The organism is Janthinobacterium tructae (genome assembly GCF_006517255.1).
Taxonomy (GTDB): Bacteria; Pseudomonadota; Gammaproteobacteria; order Burkholderiales; family Burkholderiaceae_D; genus Janthinobacterium; species Janthinobacterium tructae.
Genome location: NZ_CP041185.1, coordinates 5,379,340 through 5,397,449 on the forward strand (window position 1 = coordinate 5,379,340; position 18,110 = coordinate 5,397,449).

Consider the following 18,110-nt stretch of genomic DNA (forward strand, 5'->3'; position numbering starts at 1 on the left):
TCCGCGACACATAGAAAAGAGGACTGAATGGCGAGTAACAACGTAGCCCAATTTGCCACCGAACTGAAGATGCCTGCAGATTTGCTGCTGACGCAGCTGCGTTCTGCCGGCGTCGAGAAAAGTTCGACGTCAGATCCATTGTCGAAAGATGATAAGGACAAGCTTTTGGATCATCTGCGCCGCACACACGGCGCAGCGGCTGACACAGAAAAGAAAAAAATCACCGTGACCCGCAAGGAAACGACTGAAATCAAGCAAGCTGACGCCACCGGCAAGTCGCGCACCATCCAGGTGGAAGTGCGCAAGAAACGCACTTTCGTCCAGCGTGACGAAGCTGCGCCGGTCGCAGCAGAACCGGTCGCGCCTGCCGCACCGGTGATCGATCCCGCCGACGTGGCGCGCCGTGAAGAAGATGCCCGTAAACAGGCTGAACTGATCGCCCGCCAGGAAGCTGATCTGCGCGAAAAGCAAGAACGTCTGGCCAAGCTCGACGCGGAAAAAGAAGCCCAGGCGAAAGCCACACAACAGGCTGAATTGGCTGCGAAGAAAGAAGCTGAAGCGGAAGCGAAGAAAGCGGCTGCCAAGGCTGCTGCTGCGCCTGCCGTCAGCGCCGCTGCGCCTGTCGTTGACGACGCCGCTGCCGAAGCGAAAAAAGCTGCTGCCGCCGAAGAAGCGAAGAAGAAAGCTGCCGCCGCTGCTGTTGCCGCCAAGGAAGCCGCTGACAAAGCGGAAGCCACGGACCGTGCACGCAAGGCTGTTGCCGACGAAGTTGCCCAGATCAAGGCCATGATGAACGCGCCACGCCGCGCCATCAAGGCACCTGAACCCGTACCGGTTCCGGTCAAGCCGAAGGCGCCGGAAGGCACCCTGCACAAGCCTGCTGACAAGAAACCTGGCGACAAGCCGGGCGACAAGAAGCCTGCTGTTGCAGACAAGAAATCCATCAAGTCGGCGAATGTATCGTCCACCTGGTCCGATGACGCGAAAAAACGCGGCACCACCGGTGGTCCCAAGCCACGCGGCAATAGCGGCCCGGGCGGCCGTGACAGCTGGCGCGGTGGCGCGAAGGGCCGTCGCCCGACGCACCATGACGACCGTGAATCGAACTTCCAGGCTCCTACGGAAGCCGTCGTCAAAGACGTGCACGTACCGGAAACGATTACCGTGGCCGAATTGGCACACAAAATGTCCGTCAAGGCATCCGAAGTCATCAAGCATTTGATGAAATTGGGCCAGATGTGCACGATCAACCAGGTGCTGGACCAGGAAACCGCCATGATTCTGGTGGAAGAAATGGGCCACAAGGCGTTTGCCGCCGAACTGGACGATCCGGAAGCGCTGCTGGCTGATGTGGGCGAACACGCGCACTTCGAGTCGAAGCCACGTGCACCGGTGGTCACCGTCATGGGTCACGTCGACCACGGCAAGACCTCGTTGCTCGATTACATCCGTCGCGCCAAGGTTGCCTCCGGCGAAGCGGGCGGCATTACGCAGCATATCGGCGCTTACCACGTCAATACGCCACGCGGCATGATCACCTTCCTCGACACCCCGGGCCACGAAGCGTTTACCGCCATGCGTGCTCGTGGCGCCAAGGCAACCGACATCGTTATTCTGGTGGTTGCCGCCGACGATGGCGTGATGCCGCAAACGAAAGAAGCGATTGCCCATGCGAAAGCAGCCGGCGTACCGCTGGTGGTGGCGATCAATAAAGTCGACAAACCTGGTGGCAACGTGGATCGCGTGACGCAGGAACTGGTCGCCGAGCAAGTCGTGCCGGAAGAATACGGTGGCGAATCGCCATTCGTGCCGGTCTCGGCCAAAACGGGTCAGGGTATCGACGACCTGCTGGAACAAGTGCTGTTGCAAGCCGAAGTGCTGGAACTGACGGCACCGGTCGATGCGCCAGCGCGCGGCCTGGTTGTCGAGGCGCGTCTGGACAAGGGCCGTGGTCCTGTCGCGACGATTCTGGTGCAGTCCGGTACATTGAAACGCGGCGACGTGATTCTGGCTGGCTCTTCGTATGGCCGTGTTCGCGCCATGCTGGACGAGAACGGCAAGTCCATCGCTGAAGCCGGTCCTTCGATTCCGGTCGAAATCCAGGGCTTGACGGAAGTGCCGGTTGCCGGTGAAGAAGTCGTCGTCATGGCTGACGAGCGCAAGGCGCGTGAAATCGGTCTGTTCCGTCAAGGTAAGTTCCGCGACGTGAAACTGGCCAAGCAGCAAGCTGCGAAACTGGAAAACATGTTCGACCAGATGGCCGAAGGCGAAGTGAAAAACTTGCCACTGATCATCAAAACCGACGTGCAAGGTTCGCAAGAAGCGCTGGTTGGTTCGTTGCAGAAACTGTCGACCTCCGAAGTGCGCGTACAAGTTGTGCACGCGGCAGTCGGCGGCATCACGGAATCGGACGTCAACCTGGCAGTCGCCTCGAAAGCGGTCATCATCGGCTTCAACGCCCGTGCTGATGCCCAGGCACGCAAGCTGGCCGAGTCGAATGGCGTGGACATTCGCTACTACAACATCATTTACGATGCGATCGACGAGATCCGGTCGGCGTTGTCGGGCATGTTGGCACCAGAGAAACGTGAAACCGTCATCGGCCAGGTCGAGATCCGCCAGGTTATCCTGGTCTCGAAAGTGGGCGCGATTGCCGGTTGCCTGGTCACCGATGGCGTGGTCAAGCGTGCTTCTTCCGTCCGCCTGTTGCGCAACAACATCGTGGTGTGGAGTGGCGAGATCGACTCCCTGAAACGCTTCAAGGACGATGCGAAAGAAGTTCGCGCCGGTCTGGAGTGCGGCCTGTCGCTGCGCAACTACAACGACATTCAGGTTGGCGACACCCTGGAAGTGTTCGAAGTCCAGGAAATCGCTCGTACCCTGTAATCACAGCAGTATTGGCGCGGACATAGTGATGTCCGCGCAAACACGTGGGGCGCATTGGTCAACGGGCAACCGTTTGACTCATGCGCCCTGCGGCACTTAGGACAGCATAAAATCATGGCTAAACATAGCAAAACCATGCCAGCGCGCGGCTTGCGCGTGGCCGACCAGATCCAGCGCGATCTGGCTGAAATCGTCGCCTACGAATTGAAAGACCCGCGCGTGGGCACGATGATCACCATCACCGAAGTGCAGATCACGCCCGATTACGCGCATGCCAAGGTGTTTTTCACGATGTTGAAAGACAGCAAGGAAGCCATCAAGAACACCACCGAAGGCCTGATGGCCGCGTCTGGCTTCATCCGTGGCTTGCTGGGCAAGCGCCTGCACATCCATACCCTGCCGATGCTGCATTTCGTGCACGACAGCTCGACGTCGCGCGGCATGGAAATGTCCTTGCTGATCGATAAGGCCAACGCCACGCGCGCGGCCGACGCCGAGCCGGACGAAAAGCCTGCAGACAAAGCGGACGAGCAATAAACGTGGCAGGTCCGAAGAAACCACCGGGCATCAAGCGGGTGCGCGACCTGGTCGACGGCGTCTTGCTGCTCGATAAGCCCGTGGGCTGGTCCAGCAACGATGCCCTGATCAAGGCCAAGCGCGTGCTGAATGCCAAAAAAGCGGGCCATACGGGCACGCTGGACCCGTTCGCCACGGGCTTGCTGCCGCTGTGCTTTGGTGAGGCCACGAAGTTCTCGCAGGACTTGCTGGAAGCCGATAAAACCTACGAAACCCTGGTGCACCTGGGGCAGACGACGGATACGGGCGATACCGAGGGCGAGGTGCTGGAAACGCGCGACGTCAACGTCACCGAAGAGCAGATCGAAGCCGTGCTGGCGCAGTTCCGCGGACCGATTTTGCAGACGCCGCCCATGTACTCGGCCTTGAAACGCGACGGCAAGCCCCTATATGAGTATGCAAGGGCCGGTATCACCCTGGAGCGCGAAGCGCGCCCGGTGACCATCCACAAGCTCGAGTTCCTCGGCTACGAAGCCCCGTTCCTGAAATTGTCCGTGATGTGCAGCAAGGGCACGTATATCCGCGTGCTGGGCGAAGACATCGGCCATGCCCTCGGTTGCGGCGGCCATTTGAACGCCTTGCGCCGCACGCAGGTGGGCAGCCTGACCTTGGACGGCGTCGTCACCCTGGACGAGCTGACGGCGCATGCCGCGCCGCTGAGCTTGCTTGCGCCCGTCGATGCATTATTGTCGAGTTTTCCCGCCGTCCAGCTGACCGAAGAATTGGCCAAGCGTTTCCTGCACGGCCAGCGCATCGCACTGGGCAAGGAAGAGGTCGCCGTACCAGCCGAACCGGGCAGGGTGCGCGTGTATCACGACAGCAAGCTGCTGGGCACGGGCCAGTTGCAGGAATACAGCATCCTGGCGCCGGAGCGTCTGATCGCCACGGCACATCAATAAGTCACAGCAACGTCATATTACCCAGCGACACTCGTTAAACCGTGTCGCTTTTTTAAACAAATCGTCCCCGACTGCGGGAGCCGCCAGCATTTTTAGATAGCGTTGCAACGCAACATGCTATACTACGCGGTTCCGGAAATAGATTAGCATTCGGGTATCTCGTACACCTTGTACGCACTCCGCAGTTTTTCAGTAACTACTACGACCATGTCAAATACAAAACGCGCAATTCGTAATATCGCCATTATCGCCCACGTTGACCACGGCAAAACCACGCTGGTGGATCAGCTGCTGCGCCAATCCGGCACCTTCCGTGAAAACCAAGCGGTCGACACCCGAGTCATGGACTCGAACGACCTGGAAAAGGAGCGCGGCATTACGATTCTGTCGAAGAACTGCGCTGTTGAGTACGAAGGCACCCACATCAACATCGTCGACACCCCAGGCCACGCCGACTTCGGCGGCGAAGTGGAACGTGTTCTGTCGATGGTCGACTCGGTTCTGCTGCTGATCGATGCACAAGAAGGCCCGATGCCGCAAACCCGTTTCGTCACGCGCAAAGCGCTGGCACTGGGTCTGAAGCCTATCGTCATCGTCAACAAGATCGACCGTCCAGGCGCACGTCCGGACTGGGCCATCAACCAGACGTTCGAACTGTTCGACAAACTGGGCGCTACCGACGAACAACTCGATTTCCCTATCATTTACGCTTCGGGCCTGAACGGCTATGCCGGCCTGACCGAAGACGTGCGCAGCGGCGACATGAAGCCGATGTTCGATGCGATCCTGCAACACGTGCCTGTCCGTGATGACAATCCGGAAGGCCCGCTGCAAATGCAAATCACCTCGCTCGACTACTCGTCGTACGTCGGCAAGATCGGCATTGGCCGCGTCAACCGCGGTACCGTCAAGGTCGGCCAGGACGTGCTGGTCATCAACGGTCCAGGCGCCACGCCGATCAAAGGCCGCATCAACCAGGTGCTGAACTTCAAGGGCCTGGAGCGCGTGCTGGTAGACGAAGCCGTTGCCGGCGACATCTGCCTGATCAACGGTATCGACGAAATCGGCATCGGTTCGACCCTGTGCGCAGTCGATACCCCGGAAGCGCTGCCTATGCTGACCGTCGACGAGCCAACCCTGACCATGAACTTCATGGTCAACAACTCGCCACTGGCTGGCCGCGAAGGCAAGTTCGTGACCTCGCGTCAATTGCGTGACCGTCTGGACCGCGAACTGAAAGCCAACGTTGCTCTGCGCGTAGCGCCGACCGACGACGATACGATCTTTGAAGTATCGGGCCGTGGTGAATTGCACCTGACGATTCTGCTCGAAAACATGCGTCGCGAAGGCTTCGAGCTGGCCGTATCGCGTCCGCGCGTGGTCTACAAGATGGTCGATGGTGTGCGCCACGAGCCGTTTGAAAACCTGTCGGTCGACGTGGAAGAAGTCAACCAGGGCGGCGTCATGGAAGAGCTGGGCCGTCGTCGTGGCGACCTGCAAAACATGGAATCGGATGGCAAGGGCCGCGTGCGTCTCGAGTATCTGATCCCGGCGCGTGGCCTGATCGGCTTCCAGGGCGAATTCATGACCCTGACCCGCGGCACCGGCTTGATGAGCCACGTATTCAACGAATACGCGCCAGTCGACAACACCCGTGGTGAAATGGCTGGCCGTCGTAACGGCGTGCTGATCTCGCAAGATGACGGCGCCGCTGTTGCCTACGCCCTGTGGAAACTGCAAGATCGCGGCCGCATGTTCGTGGTCCACAACGATCCAGTGTACGAAGGCATGATCATCGGTATTCACTCGCGTGACAACGATCTGGTCGTCAACCCGATCAAGGGCAAGCAGCTGACCAACGTGCGTTCGTCGGGTACCGATGAAGCAGTGCGCCTGGTACCACCAGTGCAAATGTCGCTGGAGTACGCGGTGGAATTCATCGCCGACGACGAACTGGTTGAAATCACGCCTAAATCGATCCGTCTGCGCAAGCGCTTCCTGAAAGAAAACGAGCGTAAGCGCGCCGGCCGCGACTCGTAATTGTTGTAGTGGTGCGGCGCTGCGTCGCCGCGCCAACCAGACCCGCTGTGCTTGCATAACCTTGCGGTGATGCGACACAGCGGGTTTGCCGTTCTGGATTCCCTTTTTTGTAGCGAGCGTATTGTGACTGTCCTAACCCTGCCTTCCCGCCGCCTGTCCGTCGCCCCGATGATGGACTGGAGCGACCGCCATTGCCGCAAGTTCCACCGCGAAATCACGCGCCACACCTGGCTCTACACCGAGATGGTGACGACGGGCGCGCTGGTGTATGGCGACGTGGAACGCCATTTGCGCTTCAACGAGGAAGAGCACCCGGTGGCGCTGCAGCTGGGCGGCAGCGACCCGAAGGACCTTGCCACCAGCGCCAGGCTGGGCCAGCAATGGGGCTATGATGAAATCAACCTGAACTGCGGCTGCCCGTCCGAGCGCGTGCAGAAGGGCGCGTTTGGCGCCTGCCTGATGGCCGAGCCGCAACTGGTGGCCGACTGCGTGAAAGCCATGCGCGACGTGGTCGATATCGACGTCACGGTGAAGCACCGCATCGGCATCGATGACAGCGAGTCGTATGACTTCGTGCGCGATTTCGTCGGCACCGTGGCCGATGCCGGCTGCAAGACGTTTATCGTGCATGCGCGCAATGCCATCCTGAAAGGCTTGAGCCCGAAGGAAAACCGCGAAGTGCCGCCCCTCAAATATGACTATGCCTACCGCTTGAAGCGCGAGTTTCCCCAGTTCGAGTTCATTATCAATGGCGGCATCAAGACCCTGGACGAGATCGACCTGCATCTGCAGCACCTCGACGGCGTGATGCTGGGCCGTGAGGCGTATCACAACCCGTACGTGATGGCACAGTTCGACCAGCGCTACTACGGCGACGACACGCCCGTGAAAACGCGCGAACAGGTGCTTGAAGCGATGATTCCCTATATTAGCGCGCAGCTGGAAAAGGAAGCGGGGCGGCTGAAGCTCAACAGCATCACGCGCCACATGCTGGGCTTGATGCAAAACCTGCCTGGCGCGCGCGGTTTCCGCCAGACCCTGTCCGATTCGAAGAAGCTGGCCTCGGGCGACCCGCGCCTGCTGCTGGAAGCGGCGGCGCGCCTGTCTCTGCCCGCCTGATGAGCGGTGACTGCCACAGCCTTGCGCGCCTGATCGACGGCTACCTGCTGGCCGTCAGCGCGCTCAAGGATGATGGCAGCCTCTTCGCCTGTACCTATCTGGCGGCGCTGCCGCCGCAGGCGTCCTTTGACGCGCTGTGCCGCGCGCTGGAGATAGCGCCGGACGGCCTGCGCCTGCAGCCGATAGCAACAGTCGTGTGCAGCGGCGCCTTGTGCACGCCGCGCCAGTGGCTGATCGAGCGCTTGTGTCCGATCAGTGAGGCGGACCGCGCGCCGCTCGATGCGCGTCTATATGACGGTTTCGAGCGCGAACTGGCCGAACTGCTGGGCAAAGAGCCGCACTGGTATCAACTGGTATCATCGGGTCAGCGCCGCCTGGCCGGACAATTGGGCGCCATCTGGAGCGTCTTTGTCTTTGGCACAGAGTGCCACGCCTATGCGATGCATTGCAGCTGGGACAATTGATTCAACTTGTCTATACCGCTGCCCCGGCGCAGTGGTATTGTCCGCACTTCCCCTTCCTCTGAGCACCTCTCCACAAACGATCCAATATGGCTACGCCATGTGTTGTAAATGCGCTGTTTCGGCGCACGCCCGCACTGCCTTGGGGCATTTCTAGTAGGCAAGAAACGGCGTTGTTGCCATTTCCCCGAAGAAAGTTAATCAGGCATTTATTCAGGTACTTATTGCTTGCTTTGAGGCAAAATTTACACCTATAATTGATTATAGACAAATATTTCTCATATGAATTTTTGATGTTGATTTCATATTAACGGTGTCAACAATTCAGTATGTGGAACAAATTTGCATTCGCAGTCACTGGCGTTTTCAGGGCTGTTGTAGACCAGGAAGTACCCCAGGCTGCGTGCGGCCGGATACCGCCAGCATACCAATGGGTAAGGGCGGATACCGGTGTCTCGCGGCCTTCGTCTTGTCGTGCCGGGCAAAAATTCTTATCAATAGTTTCATTTACGAAGAGCCGAAATGAATTTAGCAAAAATGAAGGTTGGTACCCGCCTGGGCCTGGGATTCGCCCTGGTACTGGTTCTGCTGGTGGCCGTGACCGTCCTCGGCATCGCGCGCATGGCGCAAATCCAGGAACGTCTCGATCACGTGATCAATGTCAACAATGTCGTCACCCGCCTGGTGATCGACATGCGTGGCAACGTCAGCGACCGCATCACCTCGCTGCGCATCCTCACCCTGATGACTGACGCGAGCGATATGGAGCCGGAAATGGCGCGTATCAAGACGCAGACCAGCACCTATCAGGAAACGCAGAAAAAGCTCGAAGAGAAATTCGCCGTCGAGTCGACTGCCGAAGAAAAAACCTTGCTCGCTTCGATCAAGGAATACGAGGCGGCAGCCATGCCGGCCATCGCCAAGGCGTCGGCACTGTGGATGGCCAACGATGCGGAAGGCGCCACGCGCGTGATGATCAAGGAAATCCGCCCGGTACAGAAAAAATGGATCGATGCGCTGGAGCAATTGGCCACCCTGGAAGACAAGTTGAACGAGCAGATGCAATCGGATGCCCGCAAGGCGTTTGACAGCGCGCGCCTGTTCATGATCATCCTCGGCGTACTGGCCGTGGCGATGGGCGTGGCGGCGGCACTGATCATTACCCGTGGCCTGCTCAAGCAGCTCGGCGGCGAACCCGACTATACGGCCTCGATTGCCGGCAGCATCGCCAAGGGCGATCTGTCGATCGGCATCCACACGCAAAGCTCGGACAATTCCAGCCTGCTGGCGGAAATGAAAGAAATGCGCAATAGCCTGGTCGGCGTCGTCGGCCAGGTGCGGGTCGGTACGGAAACCATCGGCACGGCCTCGCATGAAATCGCCGACGGCATTATCGACCTGTCTTCGCGCACCGAAATGCAGGCCAGCGCACTGGAAAAAACCGCCTCCGCCATGGAAGAGCTGACTTCGACCGTGAAACAGAATGCGGACAATGCGCGTGAAGCCAACAAGCTGGCCGCCACTGCATCGGACGTGGCCCTGAAGGGCGGTTCCGTGGTGTCGCAAGTGGTTGACACCATGAGCTCGATCAATGAATCGGCGAAGAAAATTGTCGACATCATCGGCGTCATCGATGGCATCGCCTTCCAGACCAACATCCTGGCGCTGAACGCGGCCGTGGAAGCGGCGCGTGCCGGCGAGCAAGGCCGCGGCTTTGCCGTGGTGGCCTCGGAAGTGCGCAACCTGGCGCAGCGCTCCGCTGGCGCCGCGAAAGAAATCAAGATTCTCATCGACGATTCGGCCGAGAAGACGGAACGCGGCACGCGCCTGGTAGGCCAGGCTGGCGTGACGATGGGCGAAGTGGTCGACAGCGTGCGCCGCGTCACCGACATCATGAGCGAGATCGCCAGTGCCAGCCAGGAGCAAAGCGCCGGCATCGAACAGGTCAACCTGTCGATCATCGAGATGGATGGCATGACGCAGCAAAATGCGGCCCTGGTGGAACAGGCGGCCGCTGCGGCGCAAAGCTTGCAAGACCAGGCGGCCGAACTGGCCCATGTGGTCAGCATCTTCAAACTGGTCGAAGGCGAAGAGAAGCCGGCAGCGTATGTGCCGGCCCCGGTGGCCGCCGCGCCCGTCGCCGTGCGCAAGCCTGCGCCGGCATTGCGCCCGGTGAAGTCGCTGACCCGCAAGCCGGAAGCGGCCGCTCCCGTGGCCGCTCCTGCGCCACGCAAGGCGGCAGGCGCCGGCAGCAATGACGAGTGGGAAGAGTTTTAAGCGCGACCAACAGCGCTCAGGAAGTAGTAATTACCGTATCTGATAATCATGGGGAAGCACATGTTTGAGAATAAGCGTTTGATGAGTGTTGCAGCAGCCTTGCTGGTGTCCGTTTCTTCCACCGCCTTTGCGGCAGAGGTGCCGGCGTCGTTCGATGCCAAGAACTGCAAGGCCGACTATCCAAAAGCCTCGCTGATGAACGAAGAGCAGGGCACCGTGTCGATGTCCTTCCTGGTCAATGCCGATGGTAGCGTTGCCGATTCGAAACTCGACAAGAGCAGCGGCTTCAAGAACCTGGACAAGGCCGCCATCAAGGCCCTGGCCGCATGCAAGTTCAAGCCGGGCACCAAGGATGGCGCCGCAGCGCAAACCTGGACCAAGGTCGATTACGCCTGGAAGCTGGACTGATCCACCTGTCGCCGGGAGCGCGTCTCCCGGCATGGCCGACTCCGCTACGGGCGGCGCCTGCAAGGGTGCCGCCCGTTCTGTTATGTGCGCCAGCCAACGGCGCTGTCGCTGCCGATTCTGTTACCCTCGAAACATACCTTCGGGACATCCCATCACAAGAGGCTTACCATGCAGCGCATCCTGACACTTTCCTCCCTGGCCGCCAGCGGCTTGCTGCTTTCCGCTTGCGCATCGCTGGGCACGCCTGCGGGCTTGCAGGCGGGGCAGACCGTGGCCGTCGTGAATAGCCTGAGCTGGGACAATCCCCTGACGGGCAAGCGCGACGGCGTGCGCACCAGCTGGCCCATCAAGGATGGCAAGATTGCCCCTGAGTATTTTCCCCTGGCGCAATTGAAGCAATGCGATGCGGACGGCAAGCCTTGCGCCTGGGGCGTGATGCGGGCGCAGCGCGGCGCGCCCACGCTGGCCTATGTGGACGGCGGGGTCGACCTGGCCGTGAGCGTATCGATCGACGTGGCGCGGCGCCAGGATGCGCGCCAGGGCGAGACGCAAACGGCGATGGCGATTCCGCAGGATGTGGCCGCACTGTCGGGCAAGCAGCGCGTGCAGCCCGGCTGGAAATTGAGGTATGGCAAGGTCGAGCAAGTCGAACTCGATTACGGCGTGCGCTATCAGGTGTGCGTGCAGCGCTACGATGCCGCTGGCAAGGCCATCGACACCTGCGCGATTCCGTTTATTTGAGGAAACCTGGCGCCTGGCCCGCTTGTGGCGGCTTTGCCACATCTCATGTTGCGGCGTGCTTCGGCGTGTAACAATCGGTAAAAGCGCAGCAAAGCCCGGCGTAATTTCTTATAGTACTGGTAGTACACATTAGGAGAATTACGATGAAAACCCTGTTGGCAGTAATCTCGCTGGCCGCCTTGGGTGGCTGCGCCGTGGCGCCCCCCGGTCCCGCGTATTACGGTTCGCGCGCGCCGCAGGGAGCCTACAATCCTTATGAATGGCATACGGTCTCGTCCGAGCCGGTGCAGTCGGGCCGCGGGATGAGCGCACCGCGCGTGGAATACACGAATGAACCCGTCTACGTGCAGCAGCAACCAGTGTATGTGCAGCAACCTGTGTATGTGCCGGCGCCCGTGTACGCGCCACAACCGTATTATTACAATCCACCCGTATCGATCGGGCTGGACTTCATGTTTGGTTTTGGACGCTACGGTGGACACCGCGGTGGCTGGGGCGGGCATGGACGCTACCACGGCCACCGCTAATCTATTGCGCTTGCATGCAGGACATAGCCGGACAAGCGTTGCTTGCCCGGCTATGTCATTTTACTAGTGGAAATATACCGAATTCTGGTGTAGCACATCCGCCGAGCACAGGATGTACATTGCCGCCGCTGCCAGACCTATTTGCAAGGCGCCAAAGCTGATCGGGATGAGGCGGGACATGTCGTACTCCTGAGTAGTGAGGAATGTGTGGTCAGGCTTTCATCATAGGTTGAATTGATGCTCTCGGGCATCGGATGAATGTCCGCCGCGATGTAGGACAACACCTCGTGCCTGGCACCCCGCCTCGCTTTCCCGCCTGAGGATTACTTAGCGGTTTTTCCAGCGCACCACGGGCGCTTCCGGCGCCGTGTCCGGCACGTTCGAGATCGTCAGCCAGTGCGTCAGGCGTTCCGGATGCTTGAGATTGATGCCCATGCCATCGATGATGCCGACCTGTTCCAGCATGCGCGCATCGATCTTCGCCTTTGACACGGTGGGTGCGCCCATGACCATGCGGTCATACGCCTTGCGCGCCTTGTGCTCCCACTTGTGCAGATTGCTTTCGTCGAAGCGGTTCGCTTCGAAATACACGGTCAGGGTGCCATCGAGGTTGCCGAAGCCGACGATCCCCGCGCCCTTGCGTATGGTGGTGGTGTTGTCGAGGTCAAATTCCGCAGTGGGCACGAAAATGCCGGCGCGGCCATCGATGTCGGGACGTCCCACGGGCGTATCCTTGCCGTAGGAGCTGGTTTCGGTAATGGGTTTCTCTGCAGACATGGTGCGTGTGTGGTGGCCGTACCGGGAGCGCGATCGGGCCCGGCAGCGCCAGTCATCCTGTTCAAAAAATGCGTGCTGATAATCAGGGCGGGGTAGGGGCCCTGGCGGTGCGATGCTTGGCATTGCTTGATGCCCCGCTATTGTAGCGCCAATTTAATTCTTCCTTGCAACATTTCCTGAAGTAATGCACCCGTTTGCCCATGAAAAAGCCGCCCGGCCAAGTGGCGGAGCGGCTGTTGCGCAACGACCCTGGATTCAGGCGGCAGTCTTGCGGCGTGCCATGAAACCCAGCAAGCCCAGGCCCAGCAGCATCATGGCGTAGCTTTCCGGTTCCGGCACGGCAGTCGTCACCGAGACATTGTCCAGATAGGAGCCATAGCTCGGTGCGGAGACCGGGCCGATCGATTCGAAGCGCAGCAGGGTGGACGAACCGAGCGCGGACACGTTCTGGCTGTAGGTTTGCCACACGCCGCTCGTGGTGCCGATCAGGGCCGTTGGCGTGAGCAGAGTGGAACCCCAGTAGACATTCATCAGGCTGCTCGCACCGCCTGGCGTATCCGGGCGGCCCGAATAGGCAAACGACAGCGCATACGTGCCGCCGGCCGTGGTGGCGATCGATTGCGATACTGAGGTCAGGCTCGCGGCGTTGAGTTCCAGGTATTGCGTACCGGCGGCGGCGACGGGGTTGAAGCCGCCTTGGCCGCCTTGCGTGGCGCCTTTCTGGATTTCAAAGGCCGAGTTGCCGCTGGCTGACGAGGTCCAGCCTGTCACGCTGCTGAGCGCAGCCCAGGATGAGGAGATGACATTGTTTTCAAAACTGCCATTGACCACCAGTTCGGTCGCGGCGTTGGCTGTGCCAGCGGTGGCCAGGGCGGCCAATGCGGCAATCTTCAGGAGGGTGGCTGGCATTTTCATGGTGTTCCAATTTAGTTGATTGTAGGATAATTCAATTTCTTAAATGACATTTAAATGATATCACCAAAACTCACACCAAACACCAGGGCCGACTAAAATATTTGCAATTGTGAAATTATTGGTGTCTGTATTGCAATTAATTTCCATGGTGAAGCAATTGCTGCCGCGATGTAAGGCGAGCGCGACTACTAACCTTCTTGCATGGCAGTATTTTTGTAACATTCGGGCGTAAAAAAACCTGCATCGTAACAACAACGATGCAGGTTTTTTTGAGGGTATGTGCGGCTGCGGCAGCATATTGATTCGATAGGCACTGCCGCATGCAGCGCTCAGAACGCCAGGCGGCCCTGCAGATAGACCATGCGCGGTGCGCCCACCAGCTTGCCCAGGTTGCCGTCCGAAGTGCGCGTGAAGTAGCGCTTGTCGGCGAGGTTGTTGACGCCGGCGACCAGCTCCAGGCCCTTCTGGCCCGGCACTTTCCATTTTACTTGCGTGTTCCAGGTGCGAAAGCCGGGGATGACGCCCAGATTGCCGGCCGGGTTTTCCACCACGGTGTTGGCCTCGTCGGCGAACTGGCGGCTCTGGTGGCTGCTCGACAAATCGAAGCCCCAGGCGCCCAGCTGGTAGTGGGCGCCGACGGTGTCCGTGGTGCGCGAATAGAAGGGTACGTCATTGCCCGCGTTCGCGCCATCCTGCAAGGTCGCCTTGGTGTAAGTGTAGGTGGCGTAGGCGTTCAAGCCGGCCAGCGGGCCGGATTGGTCGAAATGGTAATCGACGGCCGTTTCCAGGCCCCGGTGATGCGTGGCGCCCACGTTGTAGAAGACGACGTTCTCGCCGCTGCCGACGGACTGGATCTGGTTGTCGAACTTGATGTTGAACAAGGTCGCCTCGGCCGACAACTGGCCGCTCTTCCAGCGCGCGCCCAGCTCGGCTGTTTTCGCCAGTTCCGGCTGCAGCGGATTCTTGCTCGATTGCGCATTGAGCTGCGTGTTTTGCACGGCGCCAAACGAGCTGTTGTAGTTGCCGAACAGGGTCACGTTGTTGCTCAGCAAGTAGGCCACGTTCAGCGAGGGCAGGGCCTTGTTATTGAGCAATTCGATCTTCTGGTCGACCGGCAAGTGGTTGTAGCGTTCCGTCTTGATATGCTCGTAGCGCACGCCCGGCGTGATGCGCCAGGCATCGATGGCGATCTTGTCGTCGATATACACGGCTTGCGCATCGGTGGCATTGTTGGCGAAGCGCGTCGGCTTTTGTTGCACGCCGCTGGCGATGAGCACGTTGTAGATGGTTTCGTCGGCCCGCTCGGCCAGGTAGCGGTAGCCGACGGTGACGTCCTGCGAAACCTTGCCGGTGGTAAAACGCTGCGTGTAGCGGGGCTCGATGGCGGTCGTTTCATAGTTGCGCGGCTGGTGGCCCAGGTTTTTTCCGCTGATCAGTGTGCTTTCGCGCGAGCTCTTGTTGTAATAGGCGCGCACCTCGAATTCCTGCGTGCCGGACAGGGCATTCAGGTAACCGATGTCGAAGGCCTTGCGCTCGCCGCTCCAGAAGTCGGTGGGGCGCGTGTTCTGGAACGGGTCCGCCTTGTACTGGGCTGCCGTCAGGCCACCCGGCGTGCGCGACGTCACGTCGTAGTAGGACAGCTTGCCGTAGACCTCGGCCGTGGGACTCAGGTCGTAGCGAAATTTCAGGGCGAAGTCGTTGACCTTCTCGTCGCTGCCGACGCGCCAGTCGCTGCCGCGGATGCCCGAGTACAGCAACGCCAGGCCCAGGCCGCTGTCGAGTTGGGTGCCTGCAAAGACGCTGGCCTGCGTATTGTGGCCCACTTCGCTGTAAGAGTTGTAGCGCACGCTGGCGTCGCCCGTGATGCCTGGCGTGGTGGGCACGCGGCGCGTCTTGAAGTTGATGATGCCGCCCACGTTTTGCGGACCGAAGCGCACGGCGCCGCCGCCGCGCACCACATCGACCGTCTCGACATTGGCCAGGCTGACGGGCGCGAACGACAGTTGCGGCTGGCCATACGGCGCCACCGACATCGGGATGCCGTCGAGCAACACCGTGCTGCGCGGCGAATAGCGTCCGGCCAGGCCGCGCACGCCGATGTTCAGGGCGATGGCGCTGCCGGCGCTGCCCGAGTTGTCGCTGATCTGCACGCCAGGAATACGGCGCATCACATCGCTGAGGCTGGTCGCGCCCGAGTTGTCGATATCGTCCTTTTGCACCACCGTGCGCGCGCCCGCGAAATTCTTCGTGCTGGCGGCCATGCTGGTGCCCAGCAGGTTGCTGCTGACCTGAATCGATTCCAGGATGGGGCCGGCGTTATCGGCTGTGCTGGCCGTATTGGCTTCCTGTGCCTGCGCGGCAAGGGAAGTGCCCAGGCAGGCGAGGGCGATGGCCAGGGCGCAGGGGCGCAGCGAAAACGGCAGTGTGGAAAGTGTGGCGGCCATGCATGGATCTCCGTAGTGACAATGTTTGCGCGGGCAAGCAGGCGGCGCGACAACAGCGTGGCGTGGACATCCGGCGCAAGGGGATAAGAATGATAATGATTCTCATTTTATCCGTCAATTGCGCAAACTGCGTAGGGCTGGCTTTCTCCGCGCGGGGTGGGGAAGTGTTGCTGGCGCGGTACAGCGGGGCGCCTGGATTGCTGCTTGGCAGCATTGCTGGGGTGCGACGGCATTACGCGCGCTTCTTGTATACTGCCGTTTTTGCAGCCGTCAGACGTGAAGGTACAATGAGCCAGACAACTGAAACGACACCAGGCAGTTCCTCCTCGGAACGCCGCCAGGGCGACCAGCCGGCAAGTGCTGCGCGCAAACTCAATCTGCTGGTGGTCGACGACAACCAGGAAGTGGGCGAATCGCTGGCCATGCTGCTCGAAGCGCTGGGCCACCACGCGGTGGTGGTGCGCAACTGGCAGATGGCCGTCGAGCAAGTCAAGCTGTGCGTGCCCGACGCCGTCTACCTCGACATCGAAATGCCCGGCATCAGCGGCATCGAAATCGGCCGCCGCCTGCACCACAATCCCGAGACGGCCAACGCCGTGCTGATCGCCGTCACCGGCCACAGCCTGCCCATGTACATGGACGACGCGCTGGCCGTGGGCTTCCGCCACTTCCTCGTCAAACCCGTGCGCCTGGAAGACCTGGCGACGACGGTGCAGTCGGTGTTGGCAGGCTAGTCTTTCCGCTGCCACGCCTGATGAGTAGTCAGGTGTTCAGCGCTGCGGCGCGAAATTGCAAGCCGAGTGCATGCGTCACCTTAAAAATGGTGCCGAAGCTTGGATTGCCTTCGCCTGACATGCTGCGGGAGAAGAAGGCTGATGTTGCCTCATGCATGTGTGCGGAAATGAAAAAAGGGTTACAAGCCGAAGCATGTAACCCTTTTATTTTCCTACGCATTCTGTGGGGTGGCTGATGGGGCTCGAACCCACGACAACAGGAATCACAATCCTGGACTCTACCAACTGAGCTACAGCCACCACTGTCTTACTTGCCTGTTTAGCTGTTTTGCTGAACAGGTGCCGAATTATACAAAGAACTCGGCGAAGTGGCAAATCTAAATGCAGTCTTTTTTAAAGAATCGAAAGATTGCATGAAAACGGTCGCTTTTGCTCACACCGCTCACACGGACAGGTGGGTGACGGGCGGCTGCAAGTCCAGCAAACCGGAGAAGGCTTTCGCCAATGCTTCGACCTTGGCCGTCGTGTAGCCCTGCAGTCGCGGGGCGTCGTTGTCGATGCGGCGCAGGCTTGCCGCGTCGAGCAAGCGGGCCAGCTGGCGCGCCACGGCGTCGCCTGTGTCCACCAGCGTAATTGTTTCCTGCGTGTGTGCGCGCACCGTGCGGACGATGGCGTCCTGCACGAAGGGGTAGTGGGTGCAGCCGAGCACCAGGGTATCGACGCCTTGCGCCAGCATGGGCGCGATGTAGCGTTCGAGCATGGCGCTGGTAGCGTCCGTCGGATCATTGCCCAGCTCGCACTGCTCGATGCGGTCGGCCAGGCCGATGCAGGGCTGCAAGATGAACGTGGCGCCCGTGGCGGCGCTCACCTGTTCGCGCAGGGCCAGCAGCTTGTCGCCGCGCAAGGCGCGTTCCGTTGCCAGCACGGCGATCTTGCCGTTGCGGCTGATGGACGCCGCCGGCTTCAGGCCCGGTTCGACGCCGACGATGGGCAGATCCGGGTAGCGCGCGCGCAGCGCCTTGATGGCGGCGATGGTGGCCGTGTTGCACGCCACCACCAGCGCCTTCGCGCCTTGCTGCAATAAAAAGGCGGTGATGGCCAGCGAACGGTCGACCACTTGCTGTTCCGTCTTGTCGCCATACGGCGCATAGCCGGAATCGGCAAAGTACATCAAATCTTCCTGCGGCAGCTGCGCGCGGATATGGCGCAGCACCGACAGGCCGCCCACGCCGGAATCAAAAATGCCGATGGGCGCGTTTGGGCGGGCAGTGCTTGCAGTAAAAGTCATAGGGAACCGTTGAAGATA

At 60.2% G+C, this 18,110-nt stretch carries 15 protein-coding genes and 1 tRNA gene; 11 read left to right on the forward strand and 5 right to left on the reverse strand.

Going from position 1 to position 18,110, the window contains the following annotated elements; translation table 11 throughout:
• The first annotated feature begins 27 nt into the window (after positions 1–27).
• The 10 genes from infB to FJQ89_RS23655 all read left to right on the forward strand — a co-directional run bounded on the left by infB (position 28) and on the right by FJQ89_RS23655 (position 11,934).
• The gene (gene infB, locus FJQ89_RS23610) at positions 28–2,886 is read left to right on the forward strand and encodes a translation initiation factor IF-2 (RefSeq protein WP_141171930.1); all 2,859 of its coding nucleotides are present in this window, start codon (positions 28–30) and stop codon (positions 2,884–2,886) included.
• A 114-nt stretch (positions 2,887–3,000) separates the two neighbouring features.
• Positions 3,001–3,423 (forward strand): 30S ribosome-binding factor RbfA, encoded by a 423-nt coding sequence (gene rbfA, locus FJQ89_RS23615; protein WP_034782531.1) that lies wholly within the window; start codon positions 3,001–3,003, stop codon positions 3,421–3,423.
• Between the two features lie 2 nt (positions 3,424–3,425).
• A complete protein-coding gene (truB, locus tag FJQ89_RS23620) occupies positions 3,426–4,361 on the forward strand; it encodes a tRNA pseudouridine(55) synthase TruB (RefSeq protein ID WP_141171931.1) in 936 nt (311 codons plus the stop codon).
• A 207-nt stretch (positions 4,362–4,568) separates the two neighbouring features.
• On the forward strand, positions 4,569–6,401 hold the full coding sequence (typA, locus tag FJQ89_RS23625) for a translational GTPase TypA (protein WP_071079173.1): 1,833 nt from the start codon (positions 4,569–4,571) through the stop codon (positions 6,399–6,401).
• Positions 6,402–6,569: 168 nt separating this feature from the next.
• The gene (gene dusA, locus FJQ89_RS23630; RefSeq protein WP_243136593.1) at positions 6,570–7,520 is read left to right on the forward strand and encodes a tRNA dihydrouridine(20/20a) synthase DusA; all 951 of its coding nucleotides are present in this window, start codon (positions 6,570–6,572) and stop codon (positions 7,518–7,520) included.
• Complete coding sequence (locus tag FJQ89_RS23635; RefSeq protein WP_141171932.1) at positions 7,520–7,984, forward strand: hypothetical protein; 465 nt, start codon at positions 7,520–7,522, stop codon at positions 7,982–7,984. The genes dusA and FJQ89_RS23635 overlap by 1 nt, the downstream gene beginning before the upstream one ends.
• Positions 7,985–8,503: 519 nt before the next feature.
• Positions 8,504–10,258 (forward strand): methyl-accepting chemotaxis protein, encoded by a 1,755-nt coding sequence (locus FJQ89_RS23640; RefSeq protein ID WP_243136226.1) that lies wholly within the window; start codon positions 8,504–8,506, stop codon positions 10,256–10,258.
• 60 nt (positions 10,259–10,318) lie between these two features.
• Complete coding sequence (locus FJQ89_RS23645; RefSeq protein ID WP_205704525.1) at positions 10,319–10,666, forward strand: energy transducer TonB; 348 nt, start codon at positions 10,319–10,321, stop codon at positions 10,664–10,666.
• 168 nt (positions 10,667–10,834) lie between these two features.
• Positions 10,835–11,407, forward strand: coding sequence for a hypothetical protein (locus tag FJQ89_RS23650; protein WP_141171933.1), 573 nt, complete (start codon positions 10,835–10,837; stop codon positions 11,405–11,407).
• A 143-nt stretch (positions 11,408–11,550) separates the two neighbouring features.
• Complete coding sequence (locus FJQ89_RS23655; RefSeq protein WP_141171934.1) at positions 11,551–11,934, forward strand: hypothetical protein; 384 nt, start codon at positions 11,551–11,553, stop codon at positions 11,932–11,934.
• Positions 11,935–12,261: 327 nt separating this feature from the next.
• On the opposite strand, the gene FJQ89_RS23660 is transcribed toward FJQ89_RS23655, so the two are convergent.
• The 3 genes from FJQ89_RS23660 to FJQ89_RS23670 all read right to left on the reverse strand — a co-directional run bounded on the left by FJQ89_RS23660 (position 12,262) and on the right by FJQ89_RS23670 (position 16,070).
• The gene (locus FJQ89_RS23660; protein ID WP_141171935.1) at positions 12,262–12,711 is read right to left on the reverse strand and encodes a hypothetical protein; all 450 of its coding nucleotides are present in this window, start codon (positions 12,709–12,711) and stop codon (positions 12,262–12,264) included.
• Between the two features lie 255 nt (positions 12,712–12,966).
• Positions 12,967–13,626, reverse strand: a complete 660-nt coding sequence (locus FJQ89_RS23665) for an FxDxF family PEP-CTERM protein (RefSeq protein ID WP_141172964.1) — start codon at positions 13,624–13,626, stop codon at positions 12,967–12,969.
• Positions 13,627–13,955: 329 nt separating this feature from the next.
• On the reverse strand, positions 13,956–16,070 hold the full coding sequence (locus tag FJQ89_RS23670; protein WP_141171936.1) for a TonB-dependent receptor family protein: 2,115 nt from the start codon (positions 16,068–16,070) through the stop codon (positions 13,956–13,958).
• A 287-nt stretch (positions 16,071–16,357) separates the two neighbouring features.
• Here FJQ89_RS23670 and FJQ89_RS28120 point away from each other — a divergent pair, with 287 nt between their 5' ends.
• A complete protein-coding gene (locus FJQ89_RS28120) occupies positions 16,358–16,804 on the forward strand; it encodes a response regulator (RefSeq protein ID WP_168208514.1) in 447 nt (148 codons plus the stop codon).
• 224 nt (positions 16,805–17,028) lie between these two features.
• Here FJQ89_RS28120 and FJQ89_RS23680 read toward each other — a convergent pair.
• A tRNA-His gene (locus FJQ89_RS23680) sits at positions 17,029–17,104 on the reverse strand.
• Between the two features lie 142 nt (positions 17,105–17,246).
• Entirely contained in the window at positions 17,247–18,092 is an 846-nt protein-coding gene (murI, locus tag FJQ89_RS23685) for a glutamate racemase (protein WP_141171938.1), read from the reverse strand.
• Between the last annotated feature and the right edge of the window lie 18 nt (positions 18,093–18,110).

Bases quoted from the DNA above. Each gene is read 5' to 3' on its own strand.
- FJQ89_RS23645 (WP_205704525.1), top strand. From the start codon at position 10,319: ATGTTTGAGAATAAGCGTTTGATGAGTGTTGCAGCAGCCTTGCTGGTG.
- FJQ89_RS23655 (WP_141171934.1), top strand. From the start codon at position 11,551: ATGAAAACCCTGTTGGCAGTAATCTCGCTGGCCGCCTTGGGTGGCTGC.
- infB (WP_141171930.1), top strand. From the start codon at position 28: ATGGCGAGTAACAACGTAGCCCAATTTGCCACCGAACTGAAGATGCCT.
- typA (WP_071079173.1), top strand. From the start codon at position 4,569: ATGTCAAATACAAAACGCGCAATTCGTAATATCGCCATTATCGCCCAC.
- rbfA (WP_034782531.1), top strand. From the start codon at position 3,001: ATGGCTAAACATAGCAAAACCATGCCAGCGCGCGGCTTGCGCGTGGCC.
- dusA (WP_243136593.1), top strand. From the start codon at position 6,570: ATGATGGACTGGAGCGACCGCCATTGCCGCAAGTTCCACCGCGAAATC.
- FJQ89_RS28120 (WP_168208514.1), top strand. From the start codon at position 16,358: ATGAGCCAGACAACTGAAACGACACCAGGCAGTTCCTCCTCGGAACGC.
- FJQ89_RS23635 (WP_141171932.1), top strand. From the start codon at position 7,520: ATGAGCGGTGACTGCCACAGCCTTGCGCGCCTGATCGACGGCTACCTG.
- FJQ89_RS23665 (WP_141172964.1), bottom strand. From the start codon at position 13,626: ATGAAAATGCCAGCCACCCTCCTGAAGATTGCCGCATTGGCCGCCCTG.
- FJQ89_RS23640 (WP_243136226.1), top strand. From the start codon at position 8,504: ATGAATTTAGCAAAAATGAAGGTTGGTACCCGCCTGGGCCTGGGATTC.
- FJQ89_RS23650 (WP_141171933.1), top strand. From the start codon at position 10,835: ATGCAGCGCATCCTGACACTTTCCTCCCTGGCCGCCAGCGGCTTGCTG.
- murI (WP_141171938.1), bottom strand. From the start codon at position 18,092: ATGACTTTTACTGCAAGCACTGCCCGCCCAAACGCGCCCATCGGCATT.
- FJQ89_RS23660 (WP_141171935.1), bottom strand. From the start codon at position 12,711: ATGTCTGCAGAGAAACCCATTACCGAAACCAGCTCCTACGGCAAGGAT.
- FJQ89_RS23670 (WP_141171936.1), bottom strand. From the start codon at position 16,070: ATGGCCGCCACACTTTCCACACTGCCGTTTTCGCTGCGCCCCTGCGCC.